Source organism: Mesorhizobium sp. M0898 (assembly GCF_040319695.1).
Classification (GTDB): Bacteria; Pseudomonadota; Alphaproteobacteria; order Rhizobiales; family Rhizobiaceae; genus Mesorhizobium.
Window position 1 is genome coordinate 1 of sequence record NZ_JAMYOE010000026.1, and the last position, 23,319, is coordinate 23,319.

Annotated in this window: 18 protein-coding genes; 8 read left to right on the top strand and 10 right to left on the bottom strand. The window is 62.9% G+C overall.

Features of this window, described 5'->3' with window-relative positions:
• Window positions 1-346: 346 nt before the first annotated feature.
• On the top strand, window positions 347-1,441 hold the full coding sequence (locus NKH90_RS23065; RefSeq protein WP_352821104.1) for a branched-chain amino acid ABC transporter substrate-binding protein: 1,095 nt from the start codon (window positions 347-349) through the stop codon (window positions 1,439-1,441).
• A gap of 42 nt (window positions 1,442-1,483) precedes the next feature.
• Window positions 1,484-3,988, top strand: a complete 2,505-nt coding sequence (locus tag NKH90_RS23070; protein ID WP_352821107.1) for an adenylate/guanylate cyclase domain-containing protein — start codon at window positions 1,484-1,486, stop codon at window positions 3,986-3,988.
• A gap of 280 nt (window positions 3,989-4,268) precedes the next feature.
• Here the strand turns inward: NKH90_RS23070 and nadE are convergent, their stop codons facing one another.
• The 8 genes from nadE to NKH90_RS23110 form a co-directional block, all read right to left on the bottom strand.
• Complete coding sequence (gene nadE, locus NKH90_RS23075) at window positions 4,269-5,276, bottom strand: NAD(+) synthase (RefSeq protein WP_352821110.1); 1,008 nt, start codon at window positions 5,274-5,276, stop codon at window positions 4,269-4,271.
• On the bottom strand, window positions 5,273-6,835 hold the full coding sequence (locus NKH90_RS23080; RefSeq protein WP_352821112.1) for a class I adenylate-forming enzyme family protein: 1,563 nt from the start codon (window positions 6,833-6,835) through the stop codon (window positions 5,273-5,275). Before NKH90_RS23080 ends, nadE begins: the two co-directional genes overlap by 4 nt.
• Before the next feature lie 22 nt (window positions 6,836-6,857).
• Window positions 6,858-7,121 (bottom strand): acyl carrier protein, encoded by a 264-nt coding sequence (locus tag NKH90_RS23085; RefSeq protein WP_352470706.1) that lies wholly within the window; start codon window positions 7,119-7,121, stop codon window positions 6,858-6,860.
• 19 nt (window positions 7,122-7,140) lie between these two features.
• Window positions 7,141-9,078 carry an asparagine synthase (glutamine-hydrolyzing) gene (asnB, locus tag NKH90_RS23090; protein ID WP_352821114.1) on the bottom strand — a complete coding sequence of 646 codons (1,938 nt, stop codon included), beginning with the start codon at window positions 9,076-9,078 and terminating at the stop codon, window positions 7,141-7,143.
• Window positions 9,079-9,262: 184 nt separating this feature from the next.
• A complete protein-coding gene (locus tag NKH90_RS23095; protein WP_352470637.1) occupies window positions 9,263-10,234 on the bottom strand; it encodes an NAD-dependent epimerase/dehydratase family protein in 972 nt (323 codons plus the stop codon).
• A 109-nt stretch (window positions 10,235-10,343) separates the two neighbouring features.
• A complete protein-coding gene (gene smc / locus NKH90_RS23100; protein ID WP_352821118.1) occupies window positions 10,344-13,802 on the bottom strand; it encodes a chromosome segregation protein SMC in 3,459 nt (1,152 codons plus the stop codon).
• 117 nt (window positions 13,803-13,919) lie between these two features.
• Complete coding sequence (locus tag NKH90_RS23105; RefSeq protein ID WP_352821121.1) at window positions 13,920-14,654, bottom strand: DsbA family protein; 735 nt, start codon at window positions 14,652-14,654, stop codon at window positions 13,920-13,922.
• A gap of 129 nt (window positions 14,655-14,783) precedes the next feature.
• The gene (locus NKH90_RS23110) at window positions 14,784-15,284 is read right to left on the bottom strand and encodes a DUF721 domain-containing protein (protein WP_023674157.1); all 501 of its coding nucleotides are present in this window, start codon (window positions 15,282-15,284) and stop codon (window positions 14,784-14,786) included.
• 49 nt (window positions 15,285-15,333) lie between these two features.
• Here NKH90_RS23110 and mutY point away from each other — a divergent pair, with 49 nt between their 5' ends.
• Entirely contained in the window at window positions 15,334-16,446 is a 1,113-nt protein-coding gene (mutY, locus tag NKH90_RS23115; protein ID WP_352821124.1) for an A/G-specific adenine glycosylase, read from the top strand.
• 11 nt (window positions 16,447-16,457) lie between these two features.
• Window positions 16,458-17,069: an HAD family hydrolase gene (locus NKH90_RS23120; RefSeq protein WP_352821127.1), complete on the top strand. Its 612-nt coding sequence runs from the start codon at window positions 16,458-16,460 to the stop codon at window positions 17,067-17,069.
• A gap of 65 nt (window positions 17,070-17,134) precedes the next feature.
• On the opposite strand, the gene NKH90_RS23125 is transcribed toward NKH90_RS23120, so the two are convergent.
• On the bottom strand, window positions 17,135-18,268 hold the full coding sequence (locus NKH90_RS23125; protein WP_352621675.1) for a site-specific DNA-methyltransferase: 1,134 nt from the start codon (window positions 18,266-18,268) through the stop codon (window positions 17,135-17,137).
• A 179-nt stretch (window positions 18,269-18,447) separates the two neighbouring features.
• On the opposite strand from NKH90_RS23125, the gene NKH90_RS23130 reads away from it, so the two are divergent.
• A complete protein-coding gene (locus NKH90_RS23130; protein WP_254818468.1) occupies window positions 18,448-19,137 on the top strand; it encodes an HAD family hydrolase in 690 nt (229 codons plus the stop codon).
• Window positions 19,138-19,175: 38 nt separating this feature from the next.
• Here NKH90_RS23130 and NKH90_RS23135 read toward each other — a convergent pair whose 3' ends face one another.
• Window positions 19,176-19,874 (bottom strand): hypothetical protein, encoded by a 699-nt coding sequence (locus NKH90_RS23135; protein WP_352821130.1) that lies wholly within the window; start codon window positions 19,872-19,874, stop codon window positions 19,176-19,178.
• A 128-nt stretch (window positions 19,875-20,002) separates the two neighbouring features.
• On the opposite strand from NKH90_RS23135, the gene thrC reads away from it, so the two are divergent.
• The 3 genes from thrC to NKH90_RS23150 are packed head-to-tail and all read left to right on the top strand — an operon-like array spanning window position 20,003 to window position 23,319.
• The gene (gene thrC, locus NKH90_RS23140) at window positions 20,003-21,400 is read left to right on the top strand and encodes a threonine synthase (RefSeq protein ID WP_352821133.1); all 1,398 of its coding nucleotides are present in this window, start codon (window positions 20,003-20,005) and stop codon (window positions 21,398-21,400) included.
• Between the two features lie 14 nt (window positions 21,401-21,414).
• Window positions 21,415-22,707: a M16 family metallopeptidase gene (locus NKH90_RS23145; protein WP_352821136.1), complete on the top strand. Its 1,293-nt coding sequence runs from the start codon at window positions 21,415-21,417 to the stop codon at window positions 22,705-22,707.
• A gap of 15 nt (window positions 22,708-22,722) precedes the next feature.
• Entirely contained in the window at window positions 22,723-23,319 is a 597-nt protein-coding gene (locus tag NKH90_RS23150; protein WP_352449873.1) for a GNAT family N-acetyltransferase, read from the top strand.

Below are 23,319 nucleotides of genomic sequence, written 5' to 3' on the forward strand. Positions count from 1 at the left end.
AGGCGAGGAGGTCGCGTCGACCTTAATCAAGACGCTTCGGTGCGAGTGGATCCACGGCTTCATCGCCGACTTCTTCAACACTATCGACCCTTTGCCGTCATCCAGTTGGGAGCGTCGCATGACGCTCCGTGACCCAATCACGACGCTCACTCCGGTCAGTGGTAACGTCCGGATTTGGCGCGCGATTCCGACCTCAGCGAACGAAGTTATGACACGCCATTCCAGTGTATGCTTGCTTCGCCAAATTGGGTGTGCGCTGCAATAGCAGCCCGAGACAGTCGCGCTTGCCGAAGGGGCTGTCGGCTTTGACGGGATTGGCGTAAGCTACAGTTAAGGGGGTGCACACATGCACCGCATCATCGCCATAGTGATCTTGGTTCTCGCGGCCGTGTTCAGCTCCGCACGGGCGGAGGTGCTGATCGGCGTCTCGGCTGCGATGACGGGACGGCTCGCCTGGATCGGCGAGCAGGGACAGCGCGGCGCGGAGATGGCAGTGGCCGACGTCAACACGGCGGGCGGCGTGCTCGGCCAGAAGGTGAGGCTCATCTCGGTCGACGACTTCTGCGATCCCGAGCAAGCTGTGGCGGCCGCCAAGAAGCTGGTGGCTGACGGGGTCGTGCTCGTCGTCGGGCATTATTGCTCCGGGGCCTCGATCCCCGCATCAAAAGTGTACGAGGAGGCGGGCGTCGTTGAGATATCCCCAGGCTCGACCAATCCGCAGCTGACCGAACAGGGCCGTGCCAATGTCTTTCGCACCATTGGCCGCGACGACGCGCAAGGTTTCATCGCCGGCAACTACCTTGCCGATCGCTGGGGCAACAAGAAGATTGCGATCCTCCACGACAATTCGACCTATGGGAAGGGTCTCGCCGACGAGACCAGGAAGCAGCTGAACAAGCGGGGCGTGACTGAGGCCGTTTACGACGCATACATTCCCGGGAAGGACGACTATTCGGCCGAGGTCGCTACGTTGCAGACCGCCGGCGTCTCCGCCTTATATGTGGGTGGGTATCATGCCGAGGTTGCGCTGATTGCTCGCGCTGCACACGACAGTGGCTACACGGTTCAGCTCATATCCGGAGATGCTTTGGCGACCGAGGAATTTGCCCTGATCGCCGGCCCCGCGGCGGAGGGGACCCTCTTCACGTTCCCGGCGGACCCGAGGCGAAGCCCCGAAGCGGCCGCGGTCGTTGAGCAGTTCCGTGCGGAGAATTTCGAACCCGCGGGCTACACGCTGTTGAGCTACTGCGCGGTCCAGGTTTGGGCCCAGGCAGTCTCGAAGGCAGGTTCGCTGGAGCCGAAGGCCATCATTGCGGCACTGCACGAACAGGAATTCGACACGGTCATCGGCCGGGTCGATTTCGACGACAAGGGCGACCTCACGAAGCAGAGTTGGGTTTGGTACGTCTGGCGCGGCGGAGAGTACGTGCCGGTTGAATAGGGTTCGCTGATCGCCGGCGTGCCGGCTGAGATGTCTAGTCTGATGCAGACCAGTGTGGCCGGACTGTTCCGACTCGCCGAGCTTGAACGCCTCGGCATACGCGGCCGGCTGTTGCTCGCCTTTTTCGGGATCAGCGCCCTTGCGGTGCTGGCAACCGCTGCGGCGCTTTATGCCTTCCTCCAGGTTGGCGACGTCGTGGACCGAATTACCACGGATCGAGTGCCGTCGGCGCTTGCCTCCCTCCAGCTGTCGCGCCAGGCCGAACGGGTCGCTGCTGCCGCGCCATCGGTGCTGGCAGCGACAAGCAGGGCTCAGCACAGCGAGGTCTCGGCTGCCGTCGCGCTCGAGATGTCCCGCCTCGAGGCCCTGCGCACGGACCTCCGGGATGCCACGTTGGGCACAGTGCCTTTGGCCGAGATCGAGGAAGCCGCGATTGTTCTGAGGCGCAACCTGAAGGAGCTCGACTCTCTTGTTGTCGCCCGGCTCGACGTGGTCGCCCGCAAGGAGGAGCTCCTGAACCGCCTCGCCGCGACGACGACCGGAAGCCAGCGCCTTGTGGCCACCGGCATCCTAGTAATGGATTCCAGGCTCCCGCAATGGCGGGCGGTCGCGGCCGACACGTCGCTGTCGCCCGATCGACGCGCAGCGGCGATGGCCGACCTGGTCCAGGCGATTGCGGCCTACATCCCCCAGCAGAAGGCGCAGCTGGAGATCTCGGCAGTCAACGACGCGCTGGTGAAGGTCGCGAACGCGCCGACGCCGGGCGACCTGGCGTTGATCCTTTTTCCGCTACGCCGTTCGCTCACTGCTCTTGAAAAGGTTTCCACGGAGATCGACGAAAAGCTGCGGACCCGCTTTCGGCAGCGTGTCGATGAGTTCAAGGGCTTGACCGACGGCGAGGACAGCATCCCCAAGGCGCGGGAGGACGAGTTTGCTGTCCTGGCACAGGGCGAAAGGCTTCTGGCCGAGAACAATCGACTGTCGCGCAATCTCACCGCTGGCGTCGATCGCCTGGTCGCCACGGCAGACCAGGAGATCGCTGCGTCCGGTCGCGAAGCCGCGCTCGTCCAGCGCTACGGCACCGCGGTTGTGCTCGGCTCCGCCTTCCTCAGCCTCCTGAGTTCGGTTCTGGTTGTCTGGCTCTATGTCGACCGCAGCCTCCTCGCCCGACTGGGGGCCGTGAGCCAGGGCATGCTCGCGATTGCGGGGGGCAACCTTCGTGCGCCGCTGCCAGCCGCGGGCAGCGATGAAATCGGGCGCATGGCCGAAGCGCTGAGACTTTTCCGGGATACTGCTGTCGAGGTCGAGGAAAAGAACCTGCGCGACGTTGCGGAAGCTCGTCAGCGGCTCATCGATGCCATCGAAAGCATCTCCGAAGGATTCGCTCTGTACGACGGGGAGGACCGGCTCGTCCTCAGCAACAGCCGCTACCGCGAATTGCTCTACACCGGTCTGGAGACCGAACTGACGCCCGGCACGACATTCGAGCAAATCATTCGCCGATCCGCTGAGCGCGGCTACATCAGGGACGCCGAGGGGCGGGTCGAGGAGTGGGTCGCCGAGCGCCTCTCGCGGCACCGCAACCCTGGCGAACCTTGGGTGCAGCGGCGAGGCGACGGGCGATGGGTCATGATCAGCGAGCGGCGGATCAGCGCCGGCGGCACGGTCGCCGTCTATTCGGACATCACTGAGCTGAAGCAAAGGGAGGAGAACCTCGCCGAGAAATCCGTGGTTCTGGAGGCGCTTTCCAGCAAGCTGGCGAAGTATCTGGCGCCCCAAGTGTATCGCTCGATATTCACCGGCCGCCAGGAGGTCAGGATCGCCAGCCAGCGGAAGAAACTGACAATATGCTTCTCCGATATCGCGGGCTTTACCGAGACCACTGACAAAATGGAATCCGAGGATCTCACCCAACTCCTCAATCACTATTTGACGGAAATGTCGAAAATTGCTTCGGATCACGGCGCGACGATCGACAAATATGTCGGCGACGCGATCCTGATGTTTTTCGGCGATCCCGAGACTCGCGGCGTCAAGGAGGACGCGCTGGCTTGCGCGCAGATGGCACTTGCAATGCAAAAGCGGATTAGCGAGCTTGCCGAAGTCTGGCGGGACATGGGGATCGAAACACCGCTGCGCTGTCGCATCGGCATCCATACCGACTACTGCACCGTCGGTAACTTCGGCAGCGAGGACCGGATGGACTACACGATAATCGGCGGCGCCGTGAATCTCGCCTCGCGCCTGGAGCAGGAGGCGCCGCCGGGGGCAATCCTCATTTCCTACGAGACGTTTGCGCAAGTGAAGGACGCAATCGACTGTGAAGAACTGGGGCAAGTCCAGGTCAAGGGGATCGCCTATCCCGTCGCCACCTACCGCGTCATCGATCTGAAGGCCAATTTGGCGGCCGCTCGTCGTGCTGTTCGAACCGAGCTGCCGCACTTCAGGTTGGAACTTGAACCTGAGCTGATGTCCCCTGACGAGCGTGGCGATGCCGCCAATGCACTTCGAGACGCGCTGGATCGGCTTCGTCACAAGCCTGGGTAGTAGGGCTTGGTCCACAACGACCCCTCCCAATGGACACAAGGAGTGGGATGTGGGACGCCGCTCATTGGCGCTGTCGATGCGAAGGCCGCAGAACGGTCGCGGTCAGTCTTCGAACTCGGGCGGAACGTCCGCATCGGAGCCGAGACTTAACATTCACGGCATCACTGGCATGGGTCCGGATATGGCGCAACGTGCTCGTTCTCGCAGATGAGACGAACGGCAACTTCCCGCCCATCTCGGCCATGACGGCGGCCTGGGACGTGGCCGGTCTCGAAGCAGGTCAGGTACCGAGTTCTTCGACTTCCTCGACGAGTTGCGGACGCATGTGCAGATAACGCGTCGCCTTGCGTTTGGCGATGATATCGGCCCAGACGTGTTCCACTTGTGAGGCGGCCAACCCCGCCGCCTGCCCCACCACCTCAGCCGCCACGCCGTTGTTGAGACCGTAAAGGCAAAGATCCATACGGTCATAGGGAAGCGAGAAGTAGAACTCCTCCTGGGTCTGCGCCAGCGAGTAGGTATCGGTGGTCGGAGGCCGGTTGCGGATTTCTTCCGGAATACCGAGATGGGCCGCAAGCGCATAGACCTGTGTTTTATAGAGGTGGGCAATCGGCTTGACGTCCGCGGCGCCGTCACCGTTCTTCACGAAGAACCCCTGATCATATTCCAGCCGGTTCGGGGTTCCAAGAACGGCGAAGTTCAGACGATCGGCATGGTAGTATTCGATCTGCTTGCGGGTGCGCTGCTTCATATTGGTAGCGGCGACGACGCCGAGATAGACAGGCAACGGCATTCTCAGTTTCGTCTGCTTGCCTTCGGGATCCTGCACCACCAGGGACGAGATATTATAGCCTTGGCCCTCGAGCGCGTTCGCGATCACGATCTTCGAAGCCCAGCCTTCGCCGTATTCCGGGACCAATTCGCGGATGAAGGCGTCGCGACGCCTGTAGCAGCCCATTGCGTGCAGGGTCGCCCCGATATCCTCCGTCACAGCCTCGACACCGAAAGTTTCGGCGACGAGACGGCCGAGCCGCAGACTTTCGGGATCGGAATCGCTTTCCGGCATGAACAGGCAAAGCACATTCTTGGGGCCGACGGCTCGTGCCGCCAACGCGACCGACACGCTCGAATCGATCCCGCCCGAAAGACCGAGCACAAGGCCCCGCTTGCGAAGCCCGCGCAACTGCTGGCGCAAGGCCGTTACGATACGGTCCGTTTCGGTGATCAGGTCGATTGCCAGAGCCTGCGCCAGAAAGGTCCGCGCATCCTCGGTCGGGCGAACATTCATTGCGCGGCCTCCATGGTTTCTGCCGCAAGCCGACGGCTGACCTTGCCGGTATCGGTCTTCGGCAGCTCGCGGCGGAACTCGACGACCTTGGGGACCATGAAGTCCTCAAGGTGGCGTGCACAGTGACGTATGATATCCTTTTCGCTAAGCGCCGGGTCGGACCGTACTATAACTGCGCCGATCGCATGCCCGAGCACGGGATCCGGCACACCGACAACCACCGCTTCCGCGATGCCCGGATGAGCGTGAAGCACGGCTTCCACTTCCTTGGGCGCCACCTTCTCTCCCCGCGACTTTATGATGTCGTCCTTGCGGCCGACGAAATAAAGAAAGCCTTCCTCATCGGCCCTGAAAAGATCGCCGGTGTAGAGAACCTTCTCCCAAGGGTTCGGACCCGGGCGCAGGGCTCGTGCCGTCGCAGCTTCGTTTCGCCAATAACCCTGCATGACGTGCGGCCCGCGAATGACCAGCTCACCCGCTACGCCCGGCGGCACCCGTTGCCCCTCGTCGTCGACGACAAAGGCTTCGGTGTTCGGAATGGCTATTCCGACCGAGCCCGGCCGGCGGTCGAGCTCCTCGGGCGGCAGATAGGTGCAGCGCTTGCATTCCGTCAGGCCATACATCGAATAGAGCCTGACACCGGGGAAAAGGAACCGAAGGCGTTCTATGTGAGGCGGCGGCAAGGCAGCCGCCGTGTTGGAAATATAGCGAAGGCTGGGCAGGAAGCCCGGCGCCAGGTCCCTCATCTGCAGGATCATCGCTGCCATCGTGGGCACGAGCGGAAGCCCGGTGACGCCTTCCTGGCGGATGCGTTCAAAGACCGCCTGGGGAAAAGCGAAGGACTTCTCGAGCACGAGCGTGGCGCCGAGCCTGACGGCCATCAGCAATTGATAGAGGCCGTAGTCGAAAGCGAGGGGCAGGACATTCAAGATGATGTCGTCGGGCGAGTTGCGCAGGTAGTTGGTGATGGAGTCGGCCGCCGCCTCGCAATTGCGGTGCGTCATCATCACACCCTTGGGCCGGCCGGTCGAGCCCGACGTGTAGATCAACATCGCAAGATCGACGTCAACGCCGCGATGGTCAATCTCCCTGACTTGGACCGTCAAGCACTCCGCCAGGGATGTGGCCCCTGCCGGGCATTGGCTATCGGCAGCAACGGTGGAAGCCACGAAGATGCCGGTCTTGCCGGAGGACGTCTTGCCGGAGGATCCGGACGCCTCGGCAACCACGGGCATCAGTCTTGCTTGCGTGAGGATCGCGGCGGCATCGCAATCGGAGATGATGTAGGCCAGCTTTTCGGCCTTGGTGGATGCGTTGATCGGACTGAAAGTCGCGCCTGCTTTAAGAACTGCGAAAATCGAAACCGCAGCCTCCCAGCAATTGTCCATGAAGATCAGCACCCGGTCGTCGCGCCTGACGCCATTCAAAAAAAGGGCGGCGGCCAAGCGGCTCGAGAGATCGTCCAGCTCTTTGTAGCACAGCCTTTTGTGCTCGGTGATCAATGCCGTTTTGGCTGGATGGGCAGCGGCCTTCGCCGTCAGAAAATGTTCGATCCGCACGGACGCTCCTCACCGATGGCGCCTATGCTGCCAGCGCTTCTGCTTTTGCCTTGACGAAGGCTGAGATACGGTCAATCGAATCCAGATTGGCCGGTACGATGTCGGCATCGACCATGGCTATGCCAAAATCATCCTCTATGAATGCCACTAGCTCCAACACGGCCGTCGAGTCGATGATGCCGTTCTCGATCAGTGATGCGGTGTCTGCAAGCTCGTAGGACGTGTCGCCGAACAGGAAGTTGTCGACGATAAAGGTTTTGACCTTGTCCTTGATTGCTACCATGATTTTTCATTCCCTCGATTTCTCAGGCCGCTCGTGCTTCACCGACCTTTTCGCCGGTGAAAATCTTCTGCCACAGTTGCGCCGACAAAATGCCGACGAAAGCCGCATTGTCGCGGAATCCGGACGCTGGCTGCAAGCGGCATTTCTCGTGCAGGTTCGCCACCGCCTTGGCGTTGAATAGTCCTCCGGAGGCGATACTCGCCTCGCTCAGCGAGTCGCGTACGTAGTCCAGTTCTCCGGCTCCCACGAAGGAGCGGGCTTCCGGCGCCCGGTAAGGCTGTTTGGTGCGCTCGCGGATGGCCGTCGGAAGCAGGTGTCTGGCAGCTTTGCGCAATATGTGTTTTTCCACCAGTCCCTTCAGCTTCATCTCCGGCGGAAGTCTTGCCGCAAACTCCACCAAGCGATGGTCAAGGAAGGGGAACCGCCCTTCGATACCGTGCGCCATGGCCATGCGATCGCCCTGGCTGGAGAGGATGTAGCCCGGCAGGAGGAAGCGGGTTTCTAGATATTGCGCCTGATGCAGCGGATGCCACCGGGAAAACGCCTCAGGCAACCGGCTGGCCAGGTCCTCGGCTGCGTCATACCCCTTCAATGTCGCGCGCAGGTCACCGGAAAAGAACATCTTCGCCGCTGATGTGGTCTTGAAACGCGGCCGATGCGAGAATAGCGGATCGTCCAGGGCAGCGCTGCCGGTTCCGAAGAACGCAGCCAGGTACTCCACGGACTGCTGTTGCAGGCCCGGCAGATAGGGATAAAGCTTGCGGAACAGTTGTGGCCTTATGCGCGATGCCGGCTGTCGCGCGCAGAAACGGCGAACCCGCGCTTCCTTGAAGACATCATAGCCGGCAAAGACCTCGTCGGCGCCTTCGCCTGTCAGCACTACTTTCAAACCGGCCTGGCGAACGAGGCCGGACAGTTGATAGAGGGGGGCTGGGGCCGTGCGGATGATCGGCCGCTCGGTAAAGCGGATGACTTCGGGAAACACACCGGCGATATCGCCGGCACGACACGCAATGGTTCGATGGCGCGTGCCAAGTGCTGACGCCATTTCGGTCTGGAAGGCGCTTTCGTCATGCTCGGCGCTGTCGAACGTCACGGAAAATGTCTGCAGCTTATGAGGAGTCATGCCGGCCGCGAGTGCCGAAACGAGGGATGAATCGAGCCCGCCCGAAAGGTAAGAACCGACCGGCACGTCGGCGCGCATGCGAAGCCTCACCGCGTCGGTCAACAGGGCCTGCAGTTCCTCGGCCGCGTCGTCCTCATTGGTGATCTTCGATGGCCTATCCGGATACGGGTAGTCTAGGTGCCAATATGGTTTGACCGTGACTTGCCCCTGTGTCGCGATCATCACGCTTGCCGGCTCCAGCTCGTGGATGTTGCGGAAAGCCGTGCGGGGAGCGATCGGCGCCCACAGCGTAAAGATCTGGTCGAGTGCAATTGGATCGATTTCGGCCGAGACGCCGGGTACCGTCAGCAGGGCCTTTATCTCCGACGCAAAGTAGAGCACCCCGTCCTTGCTGGTGTAGAACAGCGGCCGAACACCCATGCGGTCTCTTGCAAGCACCATCCGCCGCCGCCGGTTATCCCAAATCGCGAAGGCGAAATCACCGTTCAGGAGCGACAGGCAGTCTTCGCCCATCTCTTCATACAGCTGCAGGAGAACTTCGGTATCGCTCGACGTGCGGAAGCGTCGGCCCTTGGCCAGCAGCCCTTCGCGCAATTCCACGTAGTTGAATATCTCGCCGTTGAACGCAATCGTCAAATTGCCGGTTTCGTCGGACATCGGCTGCTGGCCATCACCAATTCCAATCACCGACAGCCGCGCATGCCCAAGTCCAGCCTCGGGCGCTACGAATTTCCCTTGTTCATCCGGCCCGCGATGGGCGATCGCAGACGTCATGCGCGCAAGCAAAGCTTCCGCATCCCGGACTGAACCGAAATAGCCCCCGAATCCGCACATCCACACAGCTCATACTGAACAGCAAGCCACGAAACATAGCGGTCATAAGCGCCTCAAAGGTTAATCGGATACGTTTCAGCGAGCATGTGGTTAACAGGATGTTAGGACAAAATGATGCTTTTGCGGACCGACTTGCGCCCCACTTCAGATGTCAGCTTGAAGGCATCACGGCGAGCGGTGCAAATCACTGCTTCGAGTACGGCCGGTACCAGTCGACAAACTTCTTCAGCCCGTCCTCTATCGAAACGCTAGGCCTGAAGCCGAAATCCCGCTCCAGCGCGGTCATGTCGGCGTAAGTCTTCTCGACGTCGCTCGCCTGCATCGGCTCGTTGTGGCGGATTGCCTTGACCTTGAGCAGCCTTTCCAGAATGTCGATGAAGTCGCCCAGACGCACCGGCCGGTTGTTGCCGACATTGTAGAGCCTGTTCGGCGGAACGTCAGCCGCCGGCGGCTTGTCGAGCACGGCGACAACCGCCTTCACAACATCGTCTATGTAGGTGAAATCGCGCCACATTTCGCCATTGTTGAAGACCCGGATCGGCTTGCCCTTGAGCATCGCCTGGGTGAACATCCAATAGGCCATGTCGGGACGGCCCCAGGGACCGTAGACCGTGAAAAACCGCAGGCCGGTCTGCGGTATGCCGAACAGATGGGCGTAGGTGTGGCTCATCAACTCATCGGTTTTCTTGGTGGCGGCGTAAAGCGAAACGGGCTTGTCGACCTGATCGGCTTCGCTGAACGGCACGCTGCGGTTGCCGCCATACACCGAGCTCGACGAGGCATAGACCAGATGCTCGAATGCCGGTTCGGCGCGACAGAATTCGAGCACTTCGAGGTGGCCCATGACATTGGAGCGGATATAGAGCCGCGGATTGTCGAGTGAGTGGCGCACGCCCGCCTGCGCGGCAAGGTGCACGATCCTAACGATGCCTTGCCCGGCCAAAGCGGCTGCAAGCGCGCCCTGTTCGGCAATATCGATCTGGTGGAACGAAAAATCCTTATGGGGCAGAAGGCCGGCAAGCCGCCCCTTTTTGAGCGCCAGGTCGTAATAGTCGTTCATGTTGTCGACGCCGACGACCGCTTCTCCCCGGTCGAGCAGATGGTGGCAAACGTGGCTGCCAATGAACCCCGCGGCTCCGGTGACAAGTATAGGCAACAAGCTTCTCCACGCGCATAGCCGGGCCGGCATCTGGAGCGGCAGATCCGGCCCATTTTGTCGTGCTATAGTCGAAAGCCGAGGTGGAGACCACCATTAAGCTGATGCGTCAGCTTGCCTCGCGCATGGCTTCGGCCGCCTGCAGGTCAACCGACACCAGTTGGCTGACGCCTTGCTCGGCCATGGTCACCCCAAACAGCCGGTCCATGCGCGCCATGGTGATCGGGTTGTGTGTGATGATGACGAAGCGCGTTTCGGTGGTTGCGGCCATTTCGTCCATCAGATTGCAGAAACGCTCGACATTGTGGTCATCGAGCGGCGCGTCGACTTCGTCGAGCACGCAGATCGGCGCCGGGTTGGTCAGGAACACGGCGAAGATCAGCGACATCGCCGTCAACGCCTGCTCGCCGCCGGACAGCAGCGTCATCGTCTGCGGCTTCTTGCCGGGCGGACGCGCCAGGATCTCGAGCCCCGCTTCGAGCGGATCGTCGGACTCGATCAGTTGCAGCTCGGCGGTGCCGCCGCCGAACAGATGCGAAAACAGCCGTTGAAAATGGCCGTTGACCACCTCGAAGGCGGCGAGCAGCCGCTCGCGGCCTTCGCGGTTCAGGCTATGGATCGCCTGCCGCAGCTTGCGGATCGCCTCGATGATGTCGTCGCGCTCGGAGACGATGGTCTCCAGCCGGTCCGACAGTTCCTTCTGCTCCTCCTCGGCGCGCAGATTGACGGCACCGAGCCGTTCGCGTTCGACCTTCAGCCGGTCGAGCTGACGCTCGATCTCGGCCATTTCGGGCATCGGGCTGTCGGGTTCGAGGCCGGTGTGGCGGATCACCAGATGCGGCGGCGTGTTCAGCGTTTCCTGGATGCGCGCCTCGACTTCCAGCCGACGCTCGTCGGCGGCGGTCAGCCGCTCTTCGGCGCGAACGCGGGATTCGCGCGCCTCGGCCAGCGACTGGATGGCAGCAGTCGCAGCCTTGTCCAGCTCGGACTGGCGGTTCTCCGCTTCCTGCAAGCGGTCGCCCGCTGCCTTGCGCAGGCTTTCGGCCTCGGCGAGTTGCGACAGCAGGGCGCGCCGCTTGGCGTCGATCTCGTCGGGGGCGTCGGCCAGTTGCTCGCGCTCGGCCTCGGCCTCTGCCTTGCGTTCGCCGAGCGCCGCGATCTGTGTCGAGGCGTTTTCGGCGCGCTCCACCCAGTTGCGCCGTTCCGCGCCGATGGCATCGAGCCGACGCGCACGTGCCTCGGCCTCCCGCCTCAGGCCCTCGTGAACGGCACGCGCATCGGCAAGGGCGGCGCGGTCGCGGGCGACATTGGCCGCCGACTGCTCGAGCTGCAACTGCAGGTCGCCGAGATCGGGCGCGTCTTGCAGCAGCATTTCCGCCTCGACGAATGCCGCCGCCGTTTCCTCATGGCTGTCGACAATGCGTGCGCGCGCCTCGTCAAGTGCGGCACGCCGGCTCGACAGCTCGCCGCCGGCTTTTTCGGCCTCGGCCAGCGTATTGCGGGCAGCGTCGAGCCCGTGCTGGGCGTCGCGCCCGGCCTGTCGGGCGTTGCGTTCGGCCTCGCTCGCCTGGGCAAGCGCCTGTTCGGCCTGGGCAAGGGCTTGTTCAGCTTCGCGCAGGGCGCGCGTGGCATGGACTGCTTCGGCATCGAGCTCGGCCAGCCGGTTTTTCTGCGCCAGCCGCTGCGCGGCGGCGGTCGGGGCATCGGCGCTGGCGGTGAAGCCGTCCCAACGCCAGAGCGCGCCTTCGCGGCTGACCAGCCGTTGACCGGGAGCAAGCAGCGTCTGCAGCCGTCTTCCGTCGGCGGCTTCGACAATGCCGATCTGGGCCAGCCTGCGGGCCAGCTGTGCCGGCGCACGCACAACGCTGGCGAAGCTCCTTATGCCTTCGGGCAATGCGGCGTCGGCAGGCTGGATTTCGCTCTGGCCCCAATGCACCGGCGCACTGCGGTCGAGCGGCACGTCGAGATCTTCGCCAAGCGCGGCACCCAGCGCCGTCTCGTAGCCACGCTCGACGCTGATCTGCTCCAGCACCGAGGGAAATAGATCGCCGCTGGCGGCGTTGAGGATCTTGGCCAGCGTGCGGGCCTCGGTTTCGATCCGCGCCAGCTCGGCCTTTGTGTCCTGAACCGGTGGGCGGGCAGCACTTTCGTCTGCACGCGCCTCGGCGACCGCCTGTTCGGCGGCAATGGCGGCTGCCTCGGCCTTTTCGAGCAGCGCCAGCGCCTGATCGACCAGTAGCCGCTTCTCGGCGGGATCGGGCAGGCCGGCGACCCTGGAGACGATCTCCGACAGTTCGCGGTCGACATCGGCAAGCTGGCGGGCAAAGCGGTCGCGGCGCTCAGCGGTGTCGCGCAGCGTCCGTTCGATCTGGTTGCGCGAGGCGGCAGCCTCCGCCCGTTCGGCGGTCAGCGCGGCGAGCCTGGCCTCGCTCGAGGCAAGCGTCGATGCCGTCTGCTCGAAAGCCGCGCGGGTGCTGGCCTCGCGCTCGGCGGCGCCGGCGTTTTCGGCATTGAGCGCGGCTTCTTCGGCGGCGAGGCGTTCGAGGATATCCGCATTATCGCGGACCATGCGCTCCTCGCGGGCAAGGTCGCCATCGAGCTGTTGCAGTCGGCGGTCGAGCTCTGCCTGGCGGGCGCGGATGCGGCCCGCCTCTTCCTCGATCTGCGCCTTGGCGATCGACAGACGCTGGAAGGCGGCGGCGGCAGCGGCTTCCGCATCGCGCAAGTCCGGCAGCCGGTGGGCGTTGATACCTTGTTCCCTGGCGGCAGCCATCTGGGCGGCGGCACGGTCGCCGACCAGCGCGGTGGCAATCGCCAGCGCCGAACGCGCTTCGCCTTCCTGCGTCTTGGCCAGCGTCCAGCGCAGATGCAGCAGCGTCGCTTCGGCCTTGCGGATGTCGGCCGACAGGTTCTTGAAGCGCGAGGCCTGGCGGGCCTGGCGTTTCAGGCTTTCGATCTGGCTTTCCAGCTCGCCGACGACGTCGTCCAGCCTTTCGAGGTTCTGTTCCGCCGCCTTCAGCCGCAGCTCGGCTTCGTGGCGGCGCGTATGCAGGCCGGAAATTCCGGCCGCCTCTTCCAGCAGCGCGCGGCGCGCCTGCGGCTTTGCCTGGATCAGCTCGCCTATGCGGCCCTGGCCGACCATCGAGGGCGAGCGGGCGCCGGTCGACTGGTCGGCGAACAGCAGCTGAACGTCCTTGGCGCGAGCCTCCTTGCCGTTGATGCGGTAGAGCGAGCCGGCCTCGCGCTCGATGCGGCGCGAGACCTGCAACTCATCGGCGTCGTTGAAGGCGGACGGCGCGGTGCGGTCGCTATTGTCGAGGAACAGCGTGACTTCGGCGGTGTTGCGGGCCGGACGCGTTCCCGAGCCGGAAAAGATGACGTCGTCCATGCCGGACGCACGCATGTTCTTGTAGGAGCTTTCGCCCATAACCCAGCGCAGCGCCTCGACCAGGTTCGACTTGCCGCAGCCGTTCGGCCCGACTATGCCGGTCAGGCCGCGTTCGATGACGAACTCGCCGGGTTCGACGAAGGATTTGAAGCCGAGCAGGCGAAGGCGCGAGAACTTCATTCGCGCCGGCCCATAGCCAAGTTTCGCAACGCTGTTCCGCGGTTTTGCAAGGAGACCCCGCGGCAAGACAAAGAAGTGCGCACGCCGAAGCGACGCCGCTTCGGCGCTGCCGAAACGTCAGAGCAGAGGGTCGATGATGGCCGACATTTCCGCAATCGACATCGCCCCTTTGTAGGTCTTTCCGTTGATGAAAAAGGTCGGTGTGGAATCGACCTTGAATTCGTCGGCGCCGCGCTTCTGGACGGATCTCACATCGTCCAGAAGTTTCTGGTCCGTCAAGCAGGCCTCGAAGGACTCCTGTGTAAAACCGGCAAGCTTGGCGATTTGCAGCAGCGCGTCCTTGGTATTGTTCACACCAACCCAGTTCGCCTGCTGCTTGAACAGCACATCGACCATCGGGAAATAGTTGTCCTTGGAGCATCGCGCCAGCATGAAACCGGCCTCCGCGCTGGGATCGAACGGAAACTCGCGCAGTATGTAACGGGCCTTGCCGGTGTCGATATATTTCGTCTTCAGCTCCGGAAAAGTGGTCTCGGCGAAATGCGCGCAATGCGGGCAGGTCATCGATGCATATTCGACTATGGTGACCTTTGCATCGTCCTTGCCGAGTTGCATGTCGGGCAATGCGCCGGGCTTCAGCAGTGCTGCCATATCGACCGTGCCCTGAGCCTCCGGCGCCGCCGCGGCGGCCGGAGCGGCCGGAGCGGCCGGCTTCGCAGGTTCCGGAGCCGCAGGCTTCACATCCTGCGCCTCGGCTTTCTCGCCCGAGTCGCTGCAGGCGGCAAGCAGCGCCACCGCTGGTATTGCGACCAGCGAAGTCAAAAGGTTTCTGCGGGACAAGGAACGGATCATACGAATCACCTGGCAATAGTTGGATTTTGCAATGCAAAGTCTACAAAAAGCGAGAGTTGGCGCGAATTAAGGCATTACCGCCCCTATTCCAATCGCCAAATCCGGGCATACCATCACGATAGCGCGAGATCACGGTTTCTTTTGACCGAGAATGGTGGCGCCAAGCCGCTCTAGCGAGGCGCGCAGCCCGCCGTCCTCGATCAAACCAACTGTGCCCGACAGCTTCGCTTTCTCGGCCGCAGTCAATGGCCGCAAACTGGGTTTCGGCTTGTCCTTGCCCGCCATTACCGGCTTCTGCACGATCCTGATCCGGCCGATCGCATTGAAACCGAGGAAGGCATTGACCCGGTTGATGATCTCGCCGGTCTCGTGCTGCAGATGCAGCGCCGCCACACCCTCGCAGGCAATCACCAGCACCGCCGGTTCGAAAGGATCGTCCTCGTGCATGCGGCGCGGCCACTGGATCTTTTCCGGGCGCGAGCGGCCGGCAAGCCGCGGCCCGGCAATTTCTTCCCATGACTGGACCAGTCCGATCGACATACCGGCCCGTTTGCGCAGCACTGGGTCGAGGATCTCGGTTGCGAGATCGCTCACCGGAACGGGATTGCCGAAGGGCCTTTTCCCTGCCATGTGCGTTCTCCAGCTTCAGCACTAATGGATTAGGGCCGACCCTCGATCAATGGCACTGCACGACCAGACCCGCAAGGCCGTATCCGGAGACAATGTCGAGATCGCCTCCCGGCTGCTTGCCTGGTACGACGCGCATCACCGCGACTTGCCCTGGCGCGTTTCACCGCGCGCGCTGGCGGGCGGGGCGCGGCCCGATCCCTATCTGGTCTGGCTTTCCGAGGTGATGCTGCAGCAAACCACGGTCGAGGCGGTAAAATCCTATTTTCGGGCGTTCGTGCAGAAATGGCCAACGGTCCAGGCGCTGGCGGCGGCACCGACCGAAGACGTCATGAAGGCCTGGGCCGGGCTCGGCTATTATTCCCGCGCCCGTAACCTCAAAGCCTGTGCCGATCTCGTCGCGCGGCAAGGCGGCCGCTTTCCGGACAGCGAGTCCGCCTTGAAGGAACTGCCCGGCATCGGCGCCTATACGGCGGCGGCGATCGCAGCGATCGCCTTCGACCGACCAGTCGCGGTCGTCGACGGCAATGTCGAACGGGTCGTCTCACGGCTGTTTTCGATCGCCACGCCGCTGGGCGAGGCCAAGGGCGAGATACGCGGCCAGGTCGAGCACATGGTTCCCCCGACAAGGCCCGGCGACTTCGCGCAGGCGATGATGGACCTGGGCGCGACGATCTGCACGCCGCGACGGCCCCGCTGCATGCTCTGCCCCGTTCGCGAGAATTGCAGCGCCACGATCTCGGGCGACCCCGAACGCTTTCCGGTCCGCCTGCCCAAGGCCGAAAGACCCTTACGCCGCGGTGCCGCCTTCGTTGCCGTCAGGTGCGACGGCGCCATCCTTCTGCGCAAGCGCGCGGACAAAGGCCTGCTCGGCGGCATGACTGAGGTGCCGACGACCGGCTGGACGGCGCGCATAGACGGCGCCACCACGGAAGCGGCAGCCCCCTTCGCCGGCAACTGGCGGCAGGCCGGACGCATCGGCCATGTCTTCACCCATTTTGCGCTTGAACTCGACGTGTTCAAGGCGGACACCGACAGTGCCGCCCCGGTCGGGCATTTCTGGTCGCTGGCCCATGAAATTTCCGGGGAAGCGCTGCCGAGCGTCATGAAAAAGGTAATCGAAGCGGCGATACCGGGCGCGACGAAAAAGCAGCGGCCGCGTTGAAAGAGAGAAGAATGACTGAAATCCGCCACATCGTTTTCGACATCGGCAAAGTGCTGATCCACTATGATCCGAACCTGCCCTTCAGCCGCTTGATCCCCGATCCCGACGAACGGAAATGGTTCTTCGACAATGTCTGCACGCATGATTGGAACATCGAGCAGGACCGCGGCCGCAGCTGGGAAGAGGCCGAAGCGCTGGCGATCGCGCAATATCCCGAGCACGCCGAAAACATCCGCAATTTCCGCCGGCACTGGCACGAGATGGTGCCTCACGCCTATGAGGACAGCGTCGCCATCATGATCGGCCTGATCGACAGCGGCCATGACGTGACGATGCTCACCAATTTCGCTGCAGATACGCTCGCCGAGGCCCGCGAGCGCTTCGATTTCCTCAATCGGCCGCGCGGCGTCACCGTTTCCGGCGACATCCGCCAGATCAAGCCGGATCGCGCCATCTATGACCACCACGTCGCCGCGTTCAGCCTCGAACCGTCAGCGACGCTGTTCATCGACGACAGCCCGAAGAACGTCGATGGCGCCAAGGCGGCGGGCTGGCAGTCGGTGCTGTTCACCGATGCAAGGACGCTCAGGGCGGACCTTGAGCGTCTTGGGATCAAAGTGTGATTTGAATCGGCTCCAGGAGTTGGTTGAGCCTTCGCATTAACCGATCTGTCGCAACTCGGAAGCCGTCAGGCGCCCGCCCGCTCCATGCCTAGCCGAGCAATGCGGCGAAGCTCGTCGATCGGGGTCAGGCCGCCGCTGCGCTCATAATGCCAGAAGGTCCATCCGTTGCAGGCGTCCAGCCCCTGCACCTCGGCGCCGATCTTGTGGATCGACCCGGCACTGTCGCCGATGGCCAGCGTGCCGTCGGCGCGCACTTTTGCCGCCCAGCGCTTCTTGGCGTCGTAGAGCGTGGCGCCTGGCGCCACCAAGCCATTGTCGAGAAGCGTGACGAATGCGACGCGCGGCTCAGCCCGCTTGCCGGTCAGTACCGTCAAGTTGGCGCCTTCCAGCGGCCGGACCGCATCGATACGTTCCATGGCGGCATCGATATAGGTTTGTTCGCGCTCGATGCCGACGAAGTGGCGGCCAAGCCGCTTGGCCACAGCCCCGGTGGTGCCTGAACCGAAGAACGGGTCGAGCACGATGTCGCCCGGCCTGGTCGATGCCGTCATGATGCGGGCAAGCAACGCTTCCGGCTTCTGCGTCGGATGCAATTTGTCACCATTGTCGTTCTTCAGGCGCTCGCCGCCGGTGCAGATCGGAAACAGCCAGTCCGAGCGCATCTGGACGTCGTCGTTCGATGCCTTCAGCGCCTCGTAGTTGAAAGTGTAGCCCTTGCCCTTCTGGTCGCGCGATGCCCAGATCATCGTCTCATGCGCGTTCTGGAAACGGCGGCCACGGAAATTGGGCATTGGATTGGTCTTGCGCCAGACGACGTCGTTGAGGATCCAGAAGCCCAGGTCCTGCATCTTTGCCCCGACCCTGAAAATATTGTGGTAGGAGCCGATAACCCAGATCGTGCCGTTGGGCTTCAACACACGGCGCGCCGCCAGCAGCCAGGCGCGGGTGAAGGCGTCGTAGGCCTCAAAACTGTCGAACTGGTCCCAATGGTCGTCGACGGCATCGACCTTGGATTGGTCGGGCCGGTGCAGATCGCCATCGAGCTGCAAATTATAGGGCGGATCGGCGAAGATCACGTCGATCGACTTTTCCGGCAGCCGTTCGAGCGCGGCGACGCAGTCGCCCTTCAGGATCGTATCCAGCCACTCGGATTGCTGGGGAGCATCGGAAAGCTCGTCGAGAAGACGCACGGCAGACATTGTGACACCCAAGGCACGCGTTACTGTTTACTGTCCGTTATGGTTACCGATCAGCGTAAATATTCAGTGAAGCAGCCCGCCGAATTTGCGAAGCACGGCCTGTTGGTGTATGCCGCGCCGCCTGAGCCGTTTGGACCAAAGGGCCTCGGCATTCCCCTCATCCCGCTTTCCGGATCACCATGCCTCAGCCAGACCTTGTCATCTTCGATTGCGACGGCGTGCTCGTCGATTCCGAAATCATCGCCGCGCGGATCGATGCCGAGCTGTTGACCTCGGCCGGCTACGAGATATCGGCCGAGGAGATTTCCGAGGTCTATGCCGGGTTGACTTTCAAGGACATCATGATGCGGGTCGAGGAAAAGTCCCGGATCCCGTTCCAGGCCTCGCTGATCGACAAGGAGGAACAGCTGGTCGATCGTAGGCTGCGCAGCGACGTGCGTGCCATCGACGGGGCGCACGAGGCTGTCGCCGCGGTAGCAGTGCCGCGCTGCGTCTGTTCGAATTCGCGCTCGGAGCGGATCGAATTCATGCTGGAGAAGGTGCAGCTTTTGCCGTTCTTTGCCGGCCGTATCTTTTCCTCGCTGGAAACTCCGACCGGGAAAACCAAGCCGGCGCCGGACGTGTTTCGGTTCGCCGCGGAAAAGCTCAAGGCCGATCCTGCGAACACATTTGTCATCGAGGATTCGGTGCATGGCGTCACCGGCGCCAAGACGGCGGGAATGCGCGTCATCGGCTTCACCGGCGCGGCGCACAGCTATCCCGGCCACGCCGATGCGCTGACCGAGGCCGGCGCGGAAACGGTCATCCGCCGCTGGGCGGAGCTGAAAAGCGTGATCGCCGCGCTGTCGGAATGGTCGGCGGACGCCTGAGAGGCCGCCTCCAACCGCCGTGGCACGAATGCAGCGGCTTAGTTGGTCGCGGCGGCTTTCTTCTTCCTCGGCTTGTCTGTCGCTACTTTCGGAGCGCCCTCGTCATACCCGGCATATGCCTGGTAGTCCTTCGCCGTCGGCTCCGGAACGACGACGCTGGAATCGGTGAAGACGAACTGCGTGGCACTCGAAGGATCGGTAACCTGGACCTGATAGGAGTGAAGCTGCGAATAGAGAACTTCGGTGCCGTGCATCACCGCGATGCGGATCGGCATGGTGATGGTCCCGGGGGTGAACATCGGGCCAGGCACGACCTTGCCGGCGACGGCTATCTTCATCGACAAGGAGCCGTTGGCGCGGCTGCAGTCGCGGGTCACATCGGTGATCGAAGCCTGATAGATGATCTTGGCGGAATCGTCCGGCTGATCGACGCCTGCCGCGTCCACTGCCGGCTGGGCGGCTTCCTCGGCGGCAACATCGGGTTTTTTCTTCGGCTTCGGACCGCTCTTGGCGTAGGTATTGAAGAAGGCGGTGCCGTCACGCAACGTCACTTTCGGGCAATAGGCCTGCAACTGGCTGGAAAGCACCTTTGGATCGGGTGGCGGTGGCGGCGTCGCATCCTTTTTGCCGAAGCCGAGAATTCCATTGTCGCTCGATTGGCAACCTGCGGCGGCAAGCATAAAGCCGGTGAGCGCCACACCCGCGACAAAACGACCATTGAATGAATGAAACGCCATGAACTGCACTTCCCTCTCGCAAAGCCGGTAACGTATATCAACCGCGCGGCAAAAATGCGACTGATCCAGCGCAGAAATCCACCACCTCGCGGCGGGCGAAAATTCCCGGCAGCAATGGAAACGTGACGATGCAATATGTGAGTACCCGCGGGGAAGCGCCCGCGCTTGGATTTTCCGACGCGGTGCTGGCCGGACTGGCGCGCGACGGCGGGCTCTACCTGCCGAGCGCCTGGCCGCATTTTTCCGCAGCCGAGATCCGCGCCATGCGCGGCCTTGCCTATCCCGATCTTGCCATCCGCGTGCTGTCGCCGTTCCTCGGCGGCGAGATCGCGGCGCCGGTGTTCGAACGGCTGGTGCGCGAAGCCTATGCAACCTTCCGCCATGAGGCCGTCTGCCCGCTGGTGCAGACCGGGCCGAACAGCTTCGTGCTCGAGCTCTTCCACGGCCCGACGCTCGCTTTCAAGGACGTGGCGATGCAGCTTCTTGCACGGCTGATGGACCATGTGCTGGCCGAGCGTGACCAGCGCGCCACCATTGTCGGCGCCACCTCCGGCGACACCGGAGGGGCCGCCATCGATGCCTTTGCCGGGCGCAACCGCACCGACATCTTCGTGCTTTTCCCGCACGGCCGCGTCTCGCCGGTACAGCAGCGGCAGATGACGACCTCGACCGCCGCAAACGTCCATGCGTTGGCGATCGAAGGCAATTTCGACGACTGCCAGAGCCTGGTAAAGGACATGTTCAACGACCACGGTTTTCGTGACCGGGTATCGCTGTCCGGCGTCAACTCGATCAACTGGGCCCGCATCATGGCCCAGATCGTCTATTATTTCTCCTCCGCGCTGTCGCTCGGCGCGCCCGACAGGCCGGTTTCCTTCACCGTGCCGACCGGCAATTTCGGCGACATCTTCGCCGGCTATGCCGCCAAGAAGATGGGGCTGCCGATCGAACGGCTGATCATCGCCACCAACGACAACGATATTCTGGCGCGCACGCTGGCGACCGGCGAATACCGCATGAAGGGGGTCTTTTCGACCACGTCCCCCTCGATGGACATCCAGGTGTCTTCGAACTTCGAACGCTTGCTGTTCGAAGCGTCCGGCCGCGATGCCTCGACCGTGCGGCGCTACATGAACGGGCTCAAGCAGTCCGGCGCCTTCACCATCGAGGCCGGCGAAATCGCCAAGATCCGCTCCGAATTCGACGCCGGCCGCGCCACCATGGACGAGGTCGCCGCCACCATCCGCACCACACTTGCGGCGAGCGGCTATCTGCTCGACCCGCATACCGCCGCGGCCGTGCATGTGGCCGCCGGCAAGGGTGCGGGTGAGGTGCCGATGGTGGTGCTGGGCACTGCGCACCCGGCAAAGTTTCCCGCCGCCGTCGAAGCCGCCAGCGGCGTGTCGCCTGCCCTGCCTGCATGGCTAGGCGGGTTGATGAGCGCCGAGGAAAAATACACGGTACTTCCATCCGACCTGAAAATGGTGGAAGATTATCTCGGCCGCCACACGCGGGCCGCGCGTTAGGGAGTAATTGCCATATGGGTGTTGAGGTAAGCCGTCTGTCGAACGGCCTGACAGTCGCCACCGAAACCCTTCCAAGCCTCGAATCTGTTGCCCTTGGCGCCTGGGTTAAGTCGGGCGCACGCAACGAGCGTGACGAAGAGCACGGAATGGCGCACTTGCTCGAGCACATGGCTTTCAAGGGCACCAGTCGGCGAAGCGCCTTCGAGATCGCCTCGGAGATCGAGGACGTCGGCGGCGAGATCAATGCCGCCACCAGCGTCGAGACGACCTCCTATTATGCAAGGGTTCTGAGCGACGACGTGCCGCTGGCCGTCGATATCCTTTCCGACATCCTGCAGGAATCCGAATTCGATCCGCAGGAGTTGGAACGAGAGCAGCATGTGATTCTGCAGGAGATCGGCGCCGCGCACGATGCGCCCGACGACGTCGTTTTCGATCACTTTACCGAGACCGCCTTCCGCCACCAGACTATCGGCCGCTCGATTCTTGGCACGCCGGAGACCGTCAAATCCTTCACTTCGAAGCAGTTGCACGACTTCATCGAACGACAGTACGGCGCCGAGAACATGGTGATCGTGGCGGCCGGCGATATCAAGCACGACGATTTCGTGCGGGAGGTCGAAAAGCGTCTCGGCAGCTTCCGCGGCAAGGCCGACGGCACCATCCCGCAATATGCGCAGTACGTCGGCGGCGATTTTCGCGAGGACCGCGACCTGATGGACGCCCAGATCGTGCTGGGTTTCGAGGGCCGCGCCTATCACGTCCGCGATTTCTATGCCTCCCAGGTCCTGTCGATGATCCTGGGCGGCGGCATGTCGTCGCGACTTTTCCAGGAAGTCCGCGAAAAACGCGGCCTGTGCTATTCGGTCTATGCCTTCCATTGGGGTTTTTCCGACACGGGCGTCTTCGGGGTCCATGCGGCGACCGGACAAAGCGATATTGCCGAGCTGGTGCCTGTGATCATCGACGAGCTGCAAAAGGCCGGTGAAAACATCCTGCAGGAGGAGCTCGACCGGGCGCGTGCGCAGTACCGCGCCGGGCTGATCATGTCGGCCGAGAGCCCGGCCAGCCGCGCCTCGCAGATCGCCAGGCAGTTGCTTCTGTTCGGCAGGCCGATCGCCAAGGAAGAGTTGATGGAGCGGCTGTCGGCGCTGACGGTCGAGCGGCTGACGGACCTGTCGTCGCGGCTTTTTTCGACCAAGCCGACGCTTACAGCCGTCGGGCCGGTGGGTACGCTCGCGCCCTATGAGGCGATCCTCGATTCGCTTTCGGGCACGCAGACCACTGCCCGCAAGCTCGCCGTCTAAGCCTACTCGAGCGTCGTGTTCGCGCTCCCTTTCTTTCGCCGCGACCTGCCGGCACTGAAGGGCGAGCTTGTCACGCTGCGCGTACCGCTGACCAACGACTATCGCGAGTGGTCGGTGCTGCGCAGTGAAAGCCGCGCCTTCCTTGAGCCGTGGGAGCCGCGATGGACCCCTGACGAACTCGACCGCACGGCGTGGCGGCATCGTATCGGGCGCTACCGCGAGGACTACGCGCAGGGGACGGCGATCGCCTTCTTCATCTTCGAGAAAAGCAGCGGCAAGCTGGCCGGCGGTATCACCCTCGGCAATATCCGCCACGGGGTCGCCCAAAGCGGCCATATCGGCTACTGGATCGGCGAGCGCTTCAGCGGACGCGGCCTGATGACCGATGCCGTCAAAGTGGTGACGCGTTTCGCCTTCGAAACGCTGCGATTGCACCGGATCGAAGCTGCCTGTATCCCCGATAACGCCCGGTCGATCCGCGTGCTTGAAAAAGCCGGATTCCGGCGCGAAGGACTGCTACGATCCTATCTCAGGATCAACGGCATCTGGCAGGACCATTACCTATACGCCCGAATCGCGGACGATCCGCCGGGCGTTGGAACAAAGGGCTGA